Raw genomic sequence first — 16,158 nt, 5'->3', positions numbered from 1 at the left:
GATTATGCTCGAGGAGATACGACGAGCGAACCGGGCCACGCGCGTCCAATACAGTCTCATGCTCATTTTTGGGACGCTGTGCGTCCTCACCGCATTCGCACCGCTCGAAGAATCCATTCGCATCACGACTGTCGGTACTCTGTTCGGATTCACTGCTGGCCTCTGGGTTGCGCACCTCGTCCAAGTGCTCCAGCGTGCTGCCAATATGCAAAAAGCCGACGTTACGGGGTAATTCACCGATAACCCGACCAGAATAACAATGAGCCAACCTGAAACTACCGACACGGAAACCGAATCAACATTCCTCGACAATATCGAGTTTCTTACGGGGAAAAACCCCAATCTCGGGTCGTTTCTCCTCGTCGTTGGAATGGTGACCTGCGTGTTCATCGCGCTGTTCCAATTCACGCTCCCAACCCCAATCTCGTATCTGCTCACGGCAGGAGTGCTGTTCGTCACCGTTCTCAGCGCCATCTTCGCCTTCCTTCTCGACAGTCTCGATTACTTCGAGCGGGACACCACGACCACCACCAGCGAGTCCGACGACCACAGAACGACTGCCAGACCGTGGGTGCCTGCAGAAAAAGCCTCCGCACCCCTTCCGCCGTTGCTCAACTTCGACGCCGAACTCCGGGCTTACGCCGACATGTACGACGGTGACCTTCCGAAGGAGTTCGACCCATTCATCAGCGACTACCTTCGACTGAAAACCAACACGAGGAACCGCACCACTATCGCCAGCGACCTGCGTGCCGACCTCAACCCGATTGGTGCTCTCTTCGAGGACGGTACCGAGGGGGACAGAATCTACGAAGACATATCACAACGACTCTTCCGATACATCGGCGGCAGAGAGACGCTTCTCACTCTGAACCGAATCGAATTCTACGACGAGGACGGCAACGAGGTCGATGTCGATATCATCGACGACCAACTTGCCCGCGCCGAACTCAGCATCACAAACGAGGGTGAAGCAACCGAAGTCGAGGCTGTCATTTCGTTGTACGACGAAGCGAATTCCGTCATCTCCAGCCACACCTATACCGAGGGGGTCGTCAGCCCCGGCACCACGAAAGACATCGACACCGAAATCTTTGTTCCGTCAAATGCCGAACGCGCCGATGCGACTATCCGTGGCTAAGTTTCGACCGAACTATCGTTACTCCCGAGTCTGCTGAAATACCTGGCAAACGAAAGAAGTCGCGCTCCGCGGAGACCATGACTGTCCGTACCCATCTCTCTTCGGTACTATCATCAACGTCCGCAGAAATGAAATTGAATCGAAGCCAGTCGTGACTTACTCGTACAGCCACTCGGCGTCGATTTTCTCGTAATCGACCAGTTCTGCTTCGTCGAAGAACAGGTCGATTTCGCGCTCGTTCGCACCCTCGTCCTCGTGGTCCGAACCGTGAATGACGTTCCGGCCGAGGTCGAGTCCGAAGTCGCCGCGGATAGTGCCCGGGGCGGATTCGGCGGGGTCGGTTTCGCCCATCATTCGGCGAACCTGTTGCGTTGCGTCCTGTCCTTCCCAGACCATCGCGAAGACTGGGCCGGACGTGATGAAGTCAACGAGGCCGTCGAAGAACGGTTTGCCCTCGTGTTCACCGTAGTGGTCGTGGGCGAGCTCTTCGCTGATCTGCATGAACTTGCCGCCGACCATCTTCAGACCGCGGTCTTCGAATCGGGAGACGATGTCCCCGATGAGGCCGCGCTGAACGCCGTCCGGCTTGACCATCACGAAGGTTCGCTCGCTCATTCGCTACCACTCTGTGCTTGGCCGTCCGCCGTCCATTCGAGGTCGCGCGGTTCGCGACCGAGGTTGGCGTTCTTCTCGCATTTGCTGGAGCAGTAGTGAATGGTCGTTCCGTCCGTGCGGACGAACATCGTTCCCGTGCCGGGTTCGATGTCGTCGCCGCAGTAGTCACACTCTCGTGTTTGTGGCATTATTGTCCTCCGATGGAGTCTGCCTCGCGTGCGGTTTCACGCAACTGAAGCACGTCGCCCTCGCGGACGGGGCCGAGACAGTTGCGCGTGATGATACGCCCTTGGTTTTCTCCCTCGCGGATGCGGCATTTGACCTGCATGGCCTCGCCGTGCATCCCCGTCTTACCGACGATTTCGATGACCTCGGCGGAGGTGGAGTCCTCCTGTCCGGTCTCTTCAGCACTCATCGTGAGTCACCTCACCGAAGTTCCTCGACCTTCGAGGCGATGTCATCCACGTCGTCGCTGGCTTCGCCAGCGTCAACGATGGCGGCGGCGGCACTGCCGACTTCGAGTCCGGCCGCGTGACCGACATCGTCCTGCGTCTCGACGAAGACGAAGGAGATACCCTTCTCGTCGGCGAGTTCTGGCAGGTGCATGACGATTTCTTCCGGCTGAACGTCTTCTGCGACGTAGATGAGGTCGGCGTTGCCGCGTTCGACTGCCTTGGTCGTTTCGTTGGTTCCTTTCTTTACGGTTCCCGTGTCCCGTGCGACCTCGAGCGCGTCGAGCGCTCGGTCTTGAAGGTCGGCTGGGACGTCATAGTTGACATATACTGGCATGGTTGTTCACCTATCCTACGTGCTGGCTCAGGCTCCCCTGCCGTTCGAAGTCCTGTGCGGCTAGGAGCATCATCAACCCCACGCAGGTTGTACCCTTGAGTTGATGATGCCCCCATAAAAACGCTTTCAAATGAATGACGGGGTGCCACGCTTGCACATGCGGTTGTAACGGTCGATTTCCGGTAGTTCTCGTCAGTCGTCTGAGTTGCTCGTCCACTCGTCGCGGAGCAGACCGTAGAAAAACACGTCCCGATACTTGCCCTGCGAAAAGAGGTGGTCACGGAGCCGACCTTCCTGTGTAAAGCCCAATCGTTCGATGAGTGCCTGCGAACCGTCGTTAAAATCCCCGATTTTTGCGACGACCCGATGCAGACCTCTCGTGTCGAAGGCGTAATCCAAGAGCAGGGAAACCGCTTCTGTCGCGTATCCGTTGCCTCTGTAGTCGGCGTCCAGCCAGTAGGCAATCGTGCCGTGGTCGCGTTCGATGTCGAACAAACTCGCTTCGCCGATTGGTTCGCCATCGACGCAGACGATGAAATTCGAGTCCCCGTTGCTCACGGAAACCGTGTTCTCGTAGAACTCCTCGACCTGCTCGCGGGTCTGTGGGAGGATGAACATCAGCGACGTCCGAAGCTCCGGGTCGCTTCGTGCCTGTTGGAGGAGGTCTATGTCCTCCCGTTCGGTGGTTCTGAGTTCGACTCGCTCGCTGGAACAGAAGACGGGGCCGGGCATACCGAGAACGAAACAGACCAGTGACAAAAATGTTCAGTTCAGATGATCGAACGCAAAATTCGCCCCGAAACAGTTCCGACGAATCCGAATGAGGGTTTTGTGGATTCAGCACGTATCACCTTTGAAATCATGAGTGGGGGAAACGTCGGGGAGGAATCGGAGCATCAGCACCATCCGGCACCGGAGGATTGGCCGCGGGGATTCGGCGAAGCCTCGTGGTGGCCGTTCGTTTCGGCGTTCGGCGTCGCCGGTGTGTACGTCGGTGCGGGACTGTACGTGCTTAGTCACGGTGGAAACGATTACGTCTCGCCGCTGTCCAGTGCGACGGTTTTCGTCGCTAGCACGGTGGTCTTTCTCGTCGGCTTGTACGGGTGGCTGTATCACGGATTCGTTGACCACTACTGGAGCACCGAGGGAAGCGGCGCGACGAAACTTCGGTGGGCGATGGTGTTGTTTCTCATCACCGAAGTTGCGACGTTCGGCGCGGGGTTCGTCTACTACTTCTTCATTCGCGCGGGGGCGTGGCCACCGACCGGCCAGACCATTCCGCCGTTGATTAACTCGCTCGTCCTCATCAACACGCTTCTCCTCGTCACGAGTAGCGTTACGCTTCACTTCTCACACGTCGCACTCCATCGCGGGAAACGGCGGCAGTTCATCGGCTTGCTCGCTCTGACAGTTCTGCTGTCGGTCGTCTTTCTCGGCGGACAAATCTACGAATACTACGAGTTCATTGCGCACGAAGGGTTCACGCTCACGTCCGGCGTGTTCGGAAGCGCGTTCTTCGGCCTGACGGGACTCCACGGGCTTCACGTTACGCTCGGAATCGTGCTCATGACGATTCTGCTCGGACGCGCCCTCATCGGCCAGTACAGTCCCGAACGGGACACTTCCGTCAGCACGGTTTCGATGTACTGGCACTTCGTGGACGCAGTTTGGATATTCCTCGTTGTCTCCATCTACGCGGGGGCATCGCTTTCCGGTTGAACTGTTATAATTTTACAATCACCACAAAGCATTTAGTGTATGCTATGCACTGTGTATCTGGCGAGGTCCCCGCAACACTATGCGAGCGGGTTGGCGCCATCACCTAACCCCACCTCGCCGCTGCTCCTGACCTTTCACTATTCGACCGAAGAGAAACATCCTTGCGATGGTCGGACCAACTCCGTTTATGGACGTATCGTTGGCGACTGCCTTGCGAAACGAGGCCCAGCAGTCGAACGAGCGACGAATGGTCGTCCTCGCAGGCGACCGAGATGCTGGATACGAGGTTGCCCGAGACGCACTCGCCGCCGCAGGAATCCCATCCAAAGAGACGGTACAGGTCGCCCCCCAGCGCGAACTCAACTGCGAACAGGTCACCCAGCGCCGCGCCGGAAGCCTGCTCGGAACCACCCACGACGCGGTCGTTTTCGACGCGCACGACGAACTCCGCCCGAACGCATTGGGTCGGGTTATCGGCGCGGTAGACGGCGGCGGCCTGTTCGTTCTGCTCGCGCCGCCCCTCGATTCGTGGCCGAACCACCGCGACGAGTTCGACGAGTCGCTGGCGGTGGAACCGTTCGACGTGGAAGATGTTTCCGGACACTTCCGGTCGCGCTTCGTCGCGACGCTCCGCGCGCACCGCGGCATCGCAATCGCGAACGTGGATGCCGGAACCGTGGAAAAAGACGGACTGACGAACCCCGCACCGAGACTCCCTCACTCCACGTTCGACTCCCGAGCGCGCTCGGGAGTCGAGCCTGATTCTTTCGGGGGTCAATTCCCCTCTGTTGCTTACGACGCCTGCCTCACCGACGACCAGCGTTCCGCCGTGAACGCGCTCGAAGCCCTCCGCGAGCAGAATCACGCCGTCGTCGTGGAAGCAGACCGCGGGCGGGGAAAATCGAGCGCTGGCGGCATCGCAGTCGGCTGTCTCGCCAGCGACGGAAACGACGTTCTCGTGACGGCCCGGAACTACCGGAGCGCCCGCGAGGTGTTCGTTCGGGCCGAAGCCATCCTCGAATCGTTGGACGAACTGGCCGACACGAACCACGACCCGCCGACGCGAATCGAATCGAAATCGGGCGGTGTCGTCCGGTTTGAAAAGCCGACGACTGCGGTCGAGGCGGATGACAATGGCAATGGTGAGATGGGCGCCGACGTGGTGCTGGTGGACGAGGCCGCGGCGCTCTCCGTCGGTCTGCTTGAGGAATTTCTCGACTTCCCGTGCGTTGCGTTCACGACGACGGTTCACGGCTACGAGGGCGCAGGCCGCGGATTTTCGGTGCGGTTCCGCGACCGTCTCGAAGCAAGCGACCACGAGGTGACCGAGGTGAGCATGGTCGAACCGATTCGCTACGCCCCCGGCGACCCAATCGAGGTGTGGGCGTTTCGCGCGCTCGCGCTCGACGCCCGTCCCGCGGTCGAACAGTTGGTGGAGGACGCGAATCCCGAAGGAGCGACCTATCGACAACTCGATGCCGAGGACTTGCTCGCGGACGAACACCTTCTTCGGGAGACGTTCGGCTTGCTCGTCCTCGCGCACTACCGAACCGAACCGGCCGACCTCGCTCGACTACTCGATGCGCCAAACGTCGTTGTTCGGGCGCTCTGCTGGAATGGTCACGTCGTCAGCGTCGCCTTGCTCGCCCGTGAGGGGAACCTCCCCGAAGCACTGCGCGAGCGAATGTACGACGGGGAGCGCGTGAACGGAAACATGCTTCCCGACGTGCTGACGACGCAACTCCGCGATATTGATGCTGCAGTTCCCGAGGGACTGCGCGTCATGCGAATCGCAACCCACCACGCGGTTCGCTCATCTGGATTAGGGTCGCGTCTGCTTCGAGAGATTCGCCGGGAGTTTTCGGGAGTCGATTGGCTCGGAACCGGATTCGGCGCGACGCCCGAACTGCTTCGATTTTGGCGCGAAAACGGCTACAGCACGATTCAGCTTTCGACCACCCGAAACGACGCCAGCGGCGAGTATTCCGTTCTCATGCTCTCCCCGGTGAGCGACGCAGGCGAGAAGTTGTACGACCGCCACGCACGCCGGTTTTCGGCGCGAATCGCGTCGGTGCTTTCCGATGCGCTGTCCGACATGGAACCCGATGTGGTGCGCGAAGCGTTGCGCACGACGAAAGCCACCGTCTCGCTTTCGCTTTCCGACGCGGAGTGGCGACACGTTTCGGCCAGTGCGTTCGGGCCGGGACAGTTCGACCACGACCCCGGCCCGTTCCGACGAATCGCGGTGAAGCATTTCGTCGACCCCGAGGATACCGAATCGGGCGTTCTGACCCTCCGACAAGAGCGTCTGTTGGTGCGAAAAGTGCTACAGGCTCGGGAGTGGGTCGAAGTCGCGGACGAACTCGGCTTTCATTCCACGGGTGAGTCCATGCGCACCCTCGGGAAGACGTTCAGACCGCTCGTGGAAGTGTACGGAAACGAATCCGCCAAAGCAGAAATGCGGCGATACGTCGATTAATCGCGTCGGGTGTCGCGGTAACCGAGTCGGTCGTCGCTAATCACGTCGTTTGTCTCGTTCTATCCCGCTTTCGCCCGTGGTGAGCACGTACCGACTCATCGTTTTGTGCGCTCGTCGTAGCCGCTTCGAGAGCGCCTGCGGCGTAATGTCGAGTTGTTCCGCCAGTTCGCTTAGATTCGCCTTCCTCGGCACGTCGAAGTAGCCCGCGTCGAGGGCAACCGTCAGTGCGATTCGCTGTTTCGGTGTGAGCATGAACTGACCATCCACCGTCGGCGCTTCGGGTGCGTACAGACGTTTCAGTTCGACAGATACGTCGCGGTCGTTGAGGTTCTCCTGTAGCTTCGAGATACTCTTTTGGTCGCCGAACCGAATCTGGAAATCCCAGCCCTGTCTGGCACCGGTTCCGGTGATAATTATCGGGTCAACTTTCAGAATCTCTTCTATCGTGAACTGCGTCTCCCGACACCAGCGAATGTGATAGAGCGACCCGCCGTCGAGTTCACTGAGTTTGGTTACTGCCGTCGTCGTCGGGTCATCTTGCAGAGTCGCTTCGACATCATTCCCGGTTTGTCCGACAGTCCAGATGTACGGCATCGTCCGATTCTCCGGGTGTACTACCATTCGTTCAAGTTCGACAACCAATCCGGGGACCGATTCGAACGTCTCTGCGAGCGCGAGTTCGTCCGCGGGAATCGTCACTTCGGCGATGACCGTCATTGTGTGATAGACCCTCCACCCCGCGTCAGCAACCAGGGGGGCATTCAGTTTCCGTCGGGTTCCACAAGAACCCGACCACTACTAAGGACATGTATCTTACAACCACAGTACGTAAATCTAATCCGGCCCTGATTCCGCGAGGTGCCTCCGTAGCTATCAGAAAATAAACCGTTAAGCGCATCGACATCGACGCTCTCGTGGAGTGGCGGCATCTCGGTCATCGACAGTCCGGTTGCGCTTCCAACCGCGGTGACGACGCCGTCGGTGACGCTTTCTTTGTCATCCATCTCGTAGACGTACTCGGCGCGTTCCATCGTCTCACTCGTGTCCATGAGCAACGAAGTTTCCCAACGTCCCTGAAGAAGGGGGTTATTCTCGAAACCAGTTTAAACCACGTCCGACCGTGATGTGGATTAGCCTCGAAACCGTACAAACAATCATGATATGTATAGAGAACGACTGCGAGAACGAGGCCGCGGTTCGACTCCACATTCCGTGGGCAGACAATCGGGACGTGTGTACTGCTCATGCGCGAGTGCTGGTACAGAAAGACGGCGTCGTTGCCGAACCGCTCGAAGGCGTGGATTGGAAGTAGCGAATATCGGATTCCGAATTGTCTCTCCCTCCATCTTCCAGTACGGTTACTGCCAATTGGATTCATTCCCCTGGTGGATGAAGGGCGAGAACGAAGCGAGTGAAACGAGCGAAGTTTGAGGGCTTCGTTTGGAGTCGGGAATTGCAGACATCTCACTCGACTTTTCAACTCACTTAGAAATGACAAAACAGCGAGAAGCTAGCTGCTGACTCCAAACGAAGCCCTCAGTTGTCGCTCCCACCGGAAGAGCGACGCTCTTCCGTGCTCTCGCTCACTTTGCTCACGAGAACTCCGGTCGCTCCTCCTTAGCCCTTTATTCGACTGGCAGAGCTTGCTCTGACAAGCCGTCGTTTGCTTCGCTCACGAGGACACCAAGACCCGCCCTGCCCTTCCTCGCCGACCGCGAAACTCGCCGTACTGGCTCGTTTCGCGGTGGTGGCCGCGTGGATAGTGAAAATTCGAAACGCTGTAAAAACGAACGCCTGATTCGCTCAGTCGTGGGTGTAGTAGGTCACGATTTCGTCGTCGCCCTGACTATCCACTCGCACGAATCCGATGCGCTCGAACTGCACGATGTCGTCAACGTCGGTGTCTGCAAAGTCCGGTTCGGCGCGACCCGCAACGTCGCCGTCCATGGTTCGCATGCGAACTGACACGTTTGCCTCGGCGGGCACCCAGTGAATCACGTCTACGCCTTCGTCACGAACCGCGCTGATGTCGTCGCCCGTGTACTGGAGGGCGTCACGGGTGTGCTGGAAGCAACCCAATCCTTTCAGCCAGATTCGGTCGCCGTGGTCGGGAATATCGCCCGATTCGATGAGCACGGCTTCGCCCGCCGGGATCGTGCGGGTGCCTCTGTCTTCGTGGTCGGGGTGAACCGCGGGTTCCGCGACCTCGGGGTGCTCGCCGATGAGGAGATACTCCACGCCGTCGCGGACGAAAAAGAACCGTGGCGCGTCGTCGTCCACCAACTCTCGGTTGTTGGCGTAGACGGTGCTCATGGCCAAATCGACGTTGCTCGTGGAAGTGCCGAGTCCCACCATCGCTTCCGTGATTGCTTCGCCGCGAATCCCACGCCTGCGGACACTCTGGAGCGTGGGCGCGCGTGGGTCGTCCCAGCCGTCGAGTTCGCCCTTCTCGATGAGTTCGCCGATGGTCGAGGTAGACATCTTGATATCGTACTCGTCAACCTGCACGTGGCCCCAGTGGATGACCTCGGGGTACTCCCAGTCGAAGTAGTCGTAGACGAACCGCTGGCGCTTCGCGGAGTCCTGTAGGTCGATACCGCGAATGATGTGCGTGATGCCCTTCAGATGGTCGTCGATGCCGGACTGGAAGTCGAGCATGGGCCAGCACCGATACTCCTCGGCCTCCTCGCGTGGGTGTGGCGTGTCTATCATCCGGAATGCCACCCAGTCGCGCAGGGCCGGGTTTTTGTGTTCGATGTCCGTCTTCACGCGAAGCACCATCTCGCCGGAACTGTACTCCCCGGCAATCATGTCCTCGAACTCGGCCTTCGTCGTCTCCACGTCCTTGTCGCGGTGCGGACACGGCTTGGCGTCGTTTTTCAGTTCAGAAAATTCCTCGCCCGAACAGGAGCAGGTGTACGCGCCGCCTTTCTCGATGAGGTCGCGGGCGTGGTCGTAGTATATTTCGAGGCGGTCGGAGGCCGTCATCACCTCGTCCGGTTCGAAGCCGAGATAGTCGATGTCCTCCAAAATGTCGTCGTAGGCGTCCATGTCGGGGCGTTTCGTCTCCGGGTCGGTGTCGTCGAACCGAACGAGGAACCAGCCGTCGTAGAGGTCTTTGTACGTCCCGATGACGGCGGGCATTCGTCCGTGTCCCATGTGCCACGGGCCGTTCGGATTCGGCGCACAGCGCATTCGAATCTGGTCGTACTCATCCGCGTTCGGAAGGTCTGGAAGCACTCGGTCGTCTTCTTCGTCCTCGGCATCCAACTCTTCGACCAGTTCGGGGTCGATTTCGGCCAGTCGCTCCCGTTTTCCCTCGGTGTCCAACTGATTCACCTGCCCGATGACTTTTCCAGCGACACCCGGAATCTCGTTTCCGTGCTCGCGGAACTCCGGATTTTCGCCCATCAGCGGCCCCATAATGGCACCGACATCCGCGTCGCTCTCGTGTTTCAGCGCGTTGAACAGCGCGTGTTTTTCGGCTTCAGTTTCGATTTGGGCACGCAAATCGTCGTTCATTGCCCGATAGTTTGTGGGTCTGAATGAAAAATCTCGCTCTTTCGTACTCGGACGCGAAAAAACGAGTGGCGTCGCGTCTCAGTACTTCTTGCAGTGTGGATTCTTTTTCGGGGCTTTTCCGTTCGACTTCTTACACGCTGGCACTTTGTGCTTCTTCTTTTTGTCTTTGCCGTACTTTTTGTCCTTCTTGTCTTTCTTGTCCTTTTTGTCGTCGTATTTGTCGTCACTGCTGTAATCACCGCCGCTCGCGATTGCCGCGCCGCTTGCGAGCGTCAACCCGACCAGTGCCATTAGTGCGATGCCAATCTGCAGCGTTCGTCTACCTTTCATGCTTTCTCACCGGGTGGACAGGAATAATCCACTCAAACTGGAGATTTCCCGTTCAGAAAAACGCTCATCGGCATCCAGTATTATACCCTGAAATCGTTCTAACTGTTTGCGACGCTGCATCCGGCGACAATTAATCATTCGCAGGATTGCGTCTAATCCTAAATGGATGCTCTACCGCTGTAATTTCTATTACGATATTTTTAAACTCACTCGAATTGTTCTAGAACTGCTTCGAATACAGTGACATTCATCCAGAATCCTCGATTGAGGATTATTTCATCTATAATCCGGAATACATCAAACTGTGGCTATTTCACGCGTCGATACTGCACGCATAGATACAGTACGAGAGTGCCAAACCCCACGGTTCTCGTGTCATTTCCGACTTGAAGAGCGAGAGTAACCGCTACCCAACTCACAGTCAGAACACAAATCGAACGGGAGAAACGACGCTCGTAAAAACCGTCCCGCCATTCGGGGTCAGCAGTCAGCGAGTGCGGTTCAGTGCCCGCGCTCGATGAGATAGTCTGCGATTTCTTCGAGCAGGTAGCGCGATTCGTTGTCCGGCAGGACATCAAGCCGACCTTTACCGCGTTGGACGAGTTCCTGCGCTTTCTCGCGCGCGTAGTCGATACTTCCGGCGTCTTCGAGTCGTGCGACTGCGGCGTCGATTTCTGCCTCGGTCACCTCGCCGACGTCGTCGGTTTCGACCAGCGAATCCACGTCGATACCCTGTTTGCGGGCGTGAAGCGTGATGATAGTCTGTTTATTCTCGACGAGGTCGCTTCCGCGCTGTTTGCCGAGTTTCTCACTCGGAACCGTCAGGTCGAGCACGTCGTCTTGAATCTGGAACGCCCGACCGACGTCGATGCCGTACTGATAGAGTTCTTCGACGACTTCGTCGTCGGCACCCAGAAGGACGGCGGGAACTTTCGCCGCCGCACCGTAGAGGACGGCGGTTTTGTTCTCTATCATCTCCAGATACTCTTCGGGGAGCACGTCCGGGCGCTCCTCGAACGCTACGTCGAGGGCCTGTCCTTCACAGATTTTCGTACAGGTTGATGCGAGTACGTCCAGCGCGCGGACACAGCGTTCCGGTGACGCACCCGTGTCCAGCATGATTTCGAACGCCTTCGAGTACAGCGTGTCACCAGCTAAAATCGCCGTTTCAACGTCGTAGGCTTCGTGAACCGCCGGAACACCGCGGCGCAAGTCGTCGTCGTCCATGATGTCGTCGTGGATGAGCGTAAAGGATTGAATGACCTCGATGCTCACCGCAGCGGCCATCACGTCGAGTTCGGTTCCGTCGAGCGCGGGGAACTTTCGGTAGGCTTCCGACATGGGTTCGACGTCGGCCAGCGAATCCGCGACCAACAACAGCACGGTCGGACGAAGCCGTTTTCCGCCCGCATCGAGCAGATACCGAGATGCCTCGTAGAGGCGTTCCGGTTTGACGATTGGGAGGTCTTCCTCGATGGCCTTGTTGACCAACTCGCGGCGCTGTTCGACCGTCTGCATGACGAGTTCTTCGCGTGATTCCGTACTCGCGTCAGTCATATCAATCGACAAGCTGGATGAGGTTGCCGTTTCGCGTAGCGTGGAGGTCTCTGCCGAGGCGGTAGCCTTGGCTCTCACAGAGATCCACATACGGCGCGTAGCCCTTCATGTTCTGGTGGGCCGGGATGACGTGTTGCGGTTGGAGCGCATCCAACATCTCGTAGTGGCCTTCCTCGCGGAGGTGGCCGGAAACGTGCACGTCGTCGAAAATCCGTGCACCCTGCATCTTCAAGAGTCGCTCGGACTGGTAGCGCTGTCCCTCGTTCGTCGGCTCCGGAATGACGCGCGCGGAGAAGACGACTTTGTCACCGTCTTGCAGTTGGTACGGCGTCTCGCCGCGGCCCATTCGGGTCAGCATCGCGCGCGGCTCTCCTTGGTGGCCAGTGACGATTGGAAGGTAGTTCTCCTTGCCCTCCTTCATGATGCGTTTGAACGTTCGGTCGACGGATTTTCGGTGGCCGAACATGCCCATGTCCTCTGGGAAGTCAACGAAGTTCAGGCGTTCCGCGGTGCCCGAGTATTTCTCCATCGAACGGCCGAGCAGAACCGGCGTCCGACCGATGTCGTCCGCGAACTCCACGAGACTCTTGACACGGGCGATGTGGCTGGAGAACGTCGTCGCCACGATACCGCCGTCGTAGTCTTGGATGCTGTAGAGAACGTCTTTCAGGTGACGGCGAGCGACCGATTCGCTCGGCGTTCGACCCTTCCGACCCGCGTTCGTACAGTCCTCGATGTAGGCGAGGACGCCGGGGCCTTCACGGCCGATTTCGCGGAAGCGCTTCATGTCGATTGGGTCGCCGAGAACCGGCGAGTGGTCCATCCGTTTGTCCAGTCCATAGACGATGGCACCCTCGGGGGTGTGAACTACGGGGTTGATTGCGTCGATGATGGAGTGAGTGACGTTGACGAATTCGAGTTCGACTTCGTCGCTCAACTGCATCGTCTCGCCCGCTTCCATCTTCATGAGGTCGTTTTCGACCCCGAACTTCTCCTCGCCCTGAATCTGCTGTTTCACCAGTTCGATGGTGAACGGCGAGGCGACGATTGGTGCGTTGTATCGGTGGGCCAACTTGCTGATGGCACCGATGTGGTCAAGGTGACCGTGCGTCGGGACGATAGCCTTCACGTCGCCTTCGAGGTCGGACATGACTCGGTCGTCCGGAATCGCGCCCATGTCGATTAAGTCGAGGCTGTGTAGTTTTTCCGTCTCAACGTTGTCGTGAAGGAGTACCTTCGACAGGTTCAGACCCATGTCGAAGATGACGACGTCGTCTCCCGCGCGCACGGCAGTCATCTGCCGTCCAACTTCTTCGTATCCGCCAATGGTTGCAATTTCGATTTCCATAGTTGGTTTTCCTCAAGCATTGAAACGCCACACGACGTGGCGGTTGCGTTGCTCACTGAAATCCTCGCGGGGCCGCGAGCGTCAGACCCCGGCGTCTTACAGCACGTCGGTCTGGCACTCGCGCGCGGCAAAGCCGCTCGCCCGCGAGTTGCCCAGTCTGAGCGCACCTACGCGCCCCGGTAATAAAAACTGCCGGGATTGTGTCCGTCGGGGGGTGGTAACGGGTAGGTTAGAATTTAGTTTCAACGCTTTCAGCGTATATTAATTTGGTATTCCTCGCCAACAGACGTCGCTGTTTGTTGTTTTTCTATTTCTCGCACGGATAGTAAATTCTGCTCGCGAGAAATTTTGGTGCAGAAAATGACGTTTCAGGAATTTTGTCGTGATACTATTCTCTGTAAATCCGGCGCGTGACTTGCCCCGACAAACCAACACTGATCAAATCACGTACTGCTGGCTTCGTCGTGGTGACCACATGCTGTCGTGAGTGCCGAACGAGATAGCACCTGACGAACGAATTACTCGAAAACCGACGCTACCTTGCTAGTCGTCTGCGCTGACGGGGGTGCTTCCGACCTCTATTTCACCCGAATCCAATTCGGCCTCGACCTCGCGCGCGGCCGTGACCATGTTCTCCATCTTGCCGTAGGCCACCTTACGCGGGAGCAGTTTCAGGCCACAATCCGGACTTACGGTCAACTGCTCGGGCGGGACGATTTCCAGACCTTTCTCGATGTTCGCCTTGATTTCCTCGACAGTCTCGACTTCGGCGGTGTGGGCGTCGGTCACGCCGAGTGCGAGATTCGCGGTGAACTCGGGGTCGCGGAACACGTCCAGTTGGTCGTAGTCGCCGTTGGCCAGTTCGAGGTCGAACTCGTCCACCGGGAAATCGAGGATTTCGGGATAGATGCGCGAGTAGTCGCCGTAACAGACGTGTAGACCGAGGTAGACATCCTCTGGAACGCCATCCGCGATTCGCTCCAAACATTCCCCGACGATGGCGTGGTCGTCCGGCGTCGTCGCCAGCGCGGGTTCGTCGATTTGGATGTAGCGCGCGCCAGCATCGACCAGTTTCTCGATTTCCTCGTTGACCAAATCCGCGAGGTCGTAGGCCAGCGATTCCTCGTCCGCGTAGGCTTCATTGAAACTCCAACTCGCTAGCGTGTAGGGGCCGGTAATCGGTACTTTGACGGGTCGCTCCGCAACCTCCGTCGTAAATTCGTACTCGTCCACAAGCCACGAGTCGTCGTATTCGACTTCGTCCACGACGCTCGGTTTGTCGAAGCAGTTGTGGCCCCACACCTTCACTGGGCCGTTGAACTCGTAGCCGTCGATTCGGTGGGCGAAGAACTCGACCATCTCGTTTCTCCGCATCTCGCCATCGACCACTACGTCCAACCCTGCGCGCTCGTGTTCGTCGGTAATGAGTCGGCAGGCGTCGTCTTTCGCTTCGTTCCATGCTTTCTCGTCGAAGTCGCCTTCCGGGTCGTTATACAGGTCGCGCGCCCTGTCCACCCATTTCGGTTTCGGGTAACTTCCGACGACGGTCGTCAAGATGAAGTGGTCGTTATCGTGGTCGTCGGGACGGAACTGGTTTCGTGCATCTTGTGTCATAGGGTCACCTCCTCCAACTGCGCGGCTTCAGCGAGCGCAGTCAGTTTCTCCTCGAATTTGCTGTACGGCAGATAGAACGTCTCGGTGTTCGTCGTCAGATAGACGGTTTCGAACTCGTTGACGGGCGTATTCTCCTCGAACCAATCGACGCGCTCGGCGACGGTTTCGGGCGATTCGACCAGCGTGTTCTGGCCGTTCACGAGGCCGAGCGAGACGGAATCTTTCGTCCCGTACTCGTTCACGTTGGACAGACAGCCATCGTGGTCGCTGACGAGGTCGTAGCCCACGGCATCGACATCTGCATCAAGCAGATGCGCGTGGACTTTCTCGTTCAACGACCCGAAGTAGGGTTGGACGACGACCTCGGCGTCGATGGCGTCGCCCACGACATCAATCGCTTCGCTGGCGCGCGCATCTTCGCCGTCTTCCGGCGGGTTCTCCACGAGCGAGGGTTCGAGGAGGAACAGCGTCTCGACTTCGGGGAACGCGTCGACTTCGCCAGCGAGGAACTCCGCAACCGCCGCGAGGAACTCCTCGTTGTCGTTGTAATATTCGTCAGTTGCCAAATCAGCGAGCGAGTATGGGCCGGGAAGGACTGCCTGCACGTCGTCTGCGAGTTCCGTAGTCGCTTCCAGTTCGGCCGCCACGTCGCCGTCGAAGGTGAGTTCGTCAACGACGACGGGGTCGCGGTAGAAGTTGTTGTTGTCGTAGTAGCGCACGATACCGCCCGTTTCGACGGAATCGTGAACTGCGAGTGGGTGCGCGAGCATGTCGTCCCAGCGAAGTTGTCCCTCCACGATTCGGTCGAGTCCAGCGTCCTGCTGTACCGAGACGACCTCCTCGCGGGCTTCGTTGTACACGGCGGTCAGTTCCGGCCCTTCGTCGCCGGAAATCAGGTCGTCTTTTTGGTGGCCTTTCAGGTCGGAGCAGTCGTCTTTCGCCCAATCGGGAAGCGGAAACACACCCGGTGTGGTTGCGATGCGCTCGGTCATGTACCCGACCCTATGATATGCCGGTGTTTAATATTTTCCGTTCTAAAAAATT

19 protein-coding genes are annotated in these 16,158 nt (G+C 58.3%); 6 read left to right on the top strand and 13 right to left on the bottom strand.

Annotated features, from left to right (window positions below):
• Positions 1 to 4 precede the first annotated feature (4 nt).
• Both BW974_RS05555 and BW974_RS26415 read left to right on the top strand, forming a co-directional pair.
• A complete protein-coding gene (locus BW974_RS05555) occupies positions 5 to 232 on the top strand; it encodes a hypothetical protein (RefSeq protein ID WP_076428751.1) in 228 nt (75 codons plus the stop codon).
• A 27-nt stretch (positions 233 to 259) separates the two neighbouring features.
• Positions 260 to 1,141: a hypothetical protein gene (locus BW974_RS26415; RefSeq protein ID WP_076428749.1), complete on the top strand. Its 882-nt coding sequence runs from the start codon at positions 260 to 262 to the stop codon at positions 1,139 to 1,141.
• A gap of 156 nt (positions 1,142 to 1,297) precedes the next feature.
• Here the strand turns inward: BW974_RS26415 and ndk are convergent, their stop codons facing one another.
• From ndk to BW974_RS05525, 5 genes are all read right to left on the bottom strand, one after another.
• Positions 1,298 to 1,756 carry a nucleoside-diphosphate kinase gene (ndk, locus tag BW974_RS05545; RefSeq protein ID WP_076428747.1) on the bottom strand — a complete coding sequence of 153 codons (459 nt, stop codon included), beginning with the start codon at positions 1,754 to 1,756 and terminating at the stop codon, positions 1,298 to 1,300.
• A complete protein-coding gene (locus BW974_RS05540; protein WP_076428745.1) occupies positions 1,753 to 1,944 on the bottom strand; it encodes a 50S ribosomal protein L24e in 192 nt (63 codons plus the stop codon). Before BW974_RS05540 ends, ndk begins: the two co-directional genes overlap by 4 nt.
• Positions 1,944 to 2,171 (bottom strand): 30S ribosomal protein S28e, encoded by a 228-nt coding sequence (locus BW974_RS05535; RefSeq protein WP_049970866.1) that lies wholly within the window; start codon positions 2,169 to 2,171, stop codon positions 1,944 to 1,946. Before BW974_RS05535 ends, BW974_RS05540 begins: the two co-directional genes overlap by 1 nt.
• A gap of 11 nt (positions 2,172 to 2,182) precedes the next feature.
• On the bottom strand, positions 2,183 to 2,545 hold the full coding sequence (gene rpl7ae, locus BW974_RS05530) for a 50S ribosomal protein L7Ae (RefSeq protein WP_049970867.1): 363 nt from the start codon (positions 2,543 to 2,545) through the stop codon (positions 2,183 to 2,185).
• Positions 2,546 to 2,737: 192 nt separating this feature from the next.
• On the bottom strand, positions 2,738 to 3,277 hold the full coding sequence (locus BW974_RS05525) for a GNAT family N-acetyltransferase (protein ID WP_076428742.1): 540 nt from the start codon (positions 3,275 to 3,277) through the stop codon (positions 2,738 to 2,740).
• Positions 3,278 to 3,406: 129 nt separating this feature from the next.
• On the opposite strand from BW974_RS05525, the gene BW974_RS05520 reads away from it, so the two are divergent.
• Both BW974_RS05520 and tmcA read left to right on the top strand, forming a co-directional pair.
• Entirely contained in the window at positions 3,407 to 4,264 is an 858-nt protein-coding gene (locus BW974_RS05520) for a cytochrome c oxidase subunit 3 (RefSeq protein WP_076430247.1), read from the top strand.
• Positions 4,265 to 4,451: 187 nt separating this feature from the next.
• Positions 4,452 to 6,743 (top strand): tRNA(Met) cytidine acetyltransferase TmcA, encoded by a 2,292-nt coding sequence (gene tmcA / locus BW974_RS05515; RefSeq protein WP_076430246.1) that lies wholly within the window; start codon positions 4,452 to 4,454, stop codon positions 6,741 to 6,743.
• Between the two features lie 36 nt (positions 6,744 to 6,779).
• Here the strand turns inward: tmcA and BW974_RS05510 are convergent, their stop codons facing one another.
• Both BW974_RS05510 and BW974_RS05505 read right to left on the bottom strand, forming a co-directional pair.
• Complete coding sequence (locus BW974_RS05510) at positions 6,780 to 7,460, bottom strand: helix-turn-helix domain-containing protein (protein WP_076428740.1); 681 nt, start codon at positions 7,458 to 7,460, stop codon at positions 6,780 to 6,782.
• Between the two features lie 44 nt (positions 7,461 to 7,504).
• Positions 7,505 to 7,792, bottom strand: coding sequence for a DdfA family disk-determining factor (locus BW974_RS05505; RefSeq protein ID WP_076428738.1), 288 nt, complete (start codon positions 7,790 to 7,792; stop codon positions 7,505 to 7,507).
• Between the two features lie 107 nt (positions 7,793 to 7,899).
• Here BW974_RS05505 and BW974_RS25430 point away from each other — a divergent pair, with 107 nt between their 5' ends.
• Positions 7,900 to 8,055 carry a DUF8014 family protein gene (locus BW974_RS25430; RefSeq protein ID WP_175609629.1) on the top strand — a complete coding sequence of 52 codons (156 nt, stop codon included), beginning with the start codon at positions 7,900 to 7,902 and terminating at the stop codon, positions 8,053 to 8,055.
• 491 nt (positions 8,056 to 8,546) lie between these two features.
• Here the strand turns inward: BW974_RS25430 and BW974_RS05495 are convergent, their stop codons facing one another.
• The 4 genes from BW974_RS05495 to BW974_RS05480 all read right to left on the bottom strand — a co-directional run bounded on the left by BW974_RS05495 (position 8,547) and on the right by BW974_RS05480 (position 13,500).
• Positions 8,547 to 10,265: a glutamate--tRNA ligase gene (locus tag BW974_RS05495; RefSeq protein WP_076428734.1), complete on the bottom strand. Its 1,719-nt coding sequence runs from the start codon at positions 10,263 to 10,265 to the stop codon at positions 8,547 to 8,549.
• 78 nt (positions 10,266 to 10,343) lie between these two features.
• Entirely contained in the window at positions 10,344 to 10,595 is a 252-nt protein-coding gene (locus BW974_RS05490; RefSeq protein ID WP_076428732.1) for a hypothetical protein, read from the bottom strand.
• Between the two features lie 501 nt (positions 10,596 to 11,096).
• A complete protein-coding gene (idsA3, locus tag BW974_RS05485; RefSeq protein WP_076428730.1) occupies positions 11,097 to 12,152 on the bottom strand; it encodes a geranylfarnesyl diphosphate synthase in 1,056 nt (351 codons plus the stop codon).
• A gap of 1 nt (position 12,153) precedes the next feature.
• Complete coding sequence (locus BW974_RS05480; RefSeq protein ID WP_049970875.1) at positions 12,154 to 13,500, bottom strand: ribonuclease J; 1,347 nt, start codon at positions 13,498 to 13,500, stop codon at positions 12,154 to 12,156.
• Between the two features lie 36 nt (positions 13,501 to 13,536).
• Between BW974_RS05480 and BW974_RS25425 the strand changes: the two genes are divergently transcribed.
• Positions 13,537 to 13,683, top strand: coding sequence for a hypothetical protein (locus BW974_RS25425; protein ID WP_158413684.1), 147 nt, complete (start codon positions 13,537 to 13,539; stop codon positions 13,681 to 13,683).
• A 360-nt stretch (positions 13,684 to 14,043) separates the two neighbouring features.
• Here the strand turns inward: BW974_RS25425 and BW974_RS05475 are convergent, their stop codons facing one another.
• Positions 14,044 to 15,114 carry a methionine synthase gene (locus BW974_RS05475; protein ID WP_076428728.1) on the bottom strand — a complete coding sequence of 357 codons (1,071 nt, stop codon included), beginning with the start codon at positions 15,112 to 15,114 and terminating at the stop codon, positions 14,044 to 14,046.
• Positions 15,111 to 16,106: a 5-methyltetrahydropteroyltriglutamate--homocysteine methyltransferase gene (locus tag BW974_RS05470; protein WP_076428724.1), complete on the bottom strand. Its 996-nt coding sequence runs from the start codon at positions 16,104 to 16,106 to the stop codon at positions 15,111 to 15,113. Before BW974_RS05470 ends, BW974_RS05475 begins: the two co-directional genes overlap by 4 nt.
• Between the last annotated feature and the right edge of the window lie 52 nt (positions 16,107 to 16,158).

It is taken from the genome of Haladaptatus litoreus (assembly GCF_900156425.1).
Lineage (GTDB): Archaea > Halobacteriota > Halobacteria > Halobacteriales > Haladaptataceae > Haladaptatus > Haladaptatus litoreus.
This window is presented reverse-complemented; position numbering and strand designations above follow the sequence as displayed.

Excerpts from the sequence above, each read along its gene's own strand:
- BW974_RS05555 (WP_076428751.1), top strand. The coding sequence starts at position 5 with ATGCTCGAGGAGATACGACGAGCGAACCGGGCCACGCGCGTCCAATAC.
- BW974_RS26415 (WP_076428749.1), top strand. The coding sequence starts at position 260 with ATGAGCCAACCTGAAACTACCGACACGGAAACCGAATCAACATTCCTC.
- ndk (WP_076428747.1), bottom strand. The coding sequence starts at position 1,756 with ATGAGCGAGCGAACCTTCGTGATGGTCAAGCCGGACGGCGTTCAGCGC.
- BW974_RS05540 (WP_076428745.1), bottom strand. The coding sequence starts at position 1,944 with ATGCCACAAACACGAGAGTGTGACTACTGCGGCGACGACATCGAACCC.
- BW974_RS05535 (WP_049970866.1), bottom strand. The coding sequence starts at position 2,171 with ATGAGTGCTGAAGAGACCGGACAGGAGGACTCCACCTCCGCCGAGGTC.
- rpl7ae (WP_049970867.1), bottom strand. The coding sequence starts at position 2,545 with ATGCCAGTATATGTCAACTATGACGTCCCAGCCGACCTTCAAGACCGA.
- BW974_RS05525 (WP_076428742.1), bottom strand. The coding sequence starts at position 3,277 with ATGCCCGGCCCCGTCTTCTGTTCCAGCGAGCGAGTCGAACTCAGAACC.
- BW974_RS05520 (WP_076430247.1), top strand. The coding sequence starts at position 3,407 with ATGAGTGGGGGAAACGTCGGGGAGGAATCGGAGCATCAGCACCATCCG.
- tmcA (WP_076430246.1), top strand. The coding sequence starts at position 4,452 with ATGGACGTATCGTTGGCGACTGCCTTGCGAAACGAGGCCCAGCAGTCG.
- BW974_RS05510 (WP_076428740.1), bottom strand. The coding sequence starts at position 7,460 with ATGACGGTCATCGCCGAAGTGACGATTCCCGCGGACGAACTCGCGCTC.
- BW974_RS05505 (WP_076428738.1), bottom strand. The coding sequence starts at position 7,792 with ATGGACACGAGTGAGACGATGGAACGCGCCGAGTACGTCTACGAGATG.
- BW974_RS25430 (WP_175609629.1), top strand. The coding sequence starts at position 7,900 with ATGATATGTATAGAGAACGACTGCGAGAACGAGGCCGCGGTTCGACTC.
- BW974_RS05495 (WP_076428734.1), bottom strand. The coding sequence starts at position 10,265 with ATGAACGACGATTTGCGTGCCCAAATCGAAACTGAAGCCGAAAAACAC.
- BW974_RS05490 (WP_076428732.1), bottom strand. The coding sequence starts at position 10,595 with ATGAAAGGTAGACGAACGCTGCAGATTGGCATCGCACTAATGGCACTG.
- idsA3 (WP_076428730.1), bottom strand. The coding sequence starts at position 12,152 with ATGACTGACGCGAGTACGGAATCACGCGAAGAACTCGTCATGCAGACG.
- BW974_RS05480 (WP_049970875.1), bottom strand. The coding sequence starts at position 13,500 with ATGGAAATCGAAATTGCAACCATTGGCGGATACGAAGAAGTTGGACGG.
- BW974_RS05475 (WP_076428728.1), bottom strand. The coding sequence starts at position 15,114 with ATGACACAAGATGCACGAAACCAGTTCCGTCCCGACGACCACGATAAC.
- BW974_RS05470 (WP_076428724.1), bottom strand. The coding sequence starts at position 16,106 with ATGACCGAGCGCATCGCAACCACACCGGGTGTGTTTCCGCTTCCCGAT.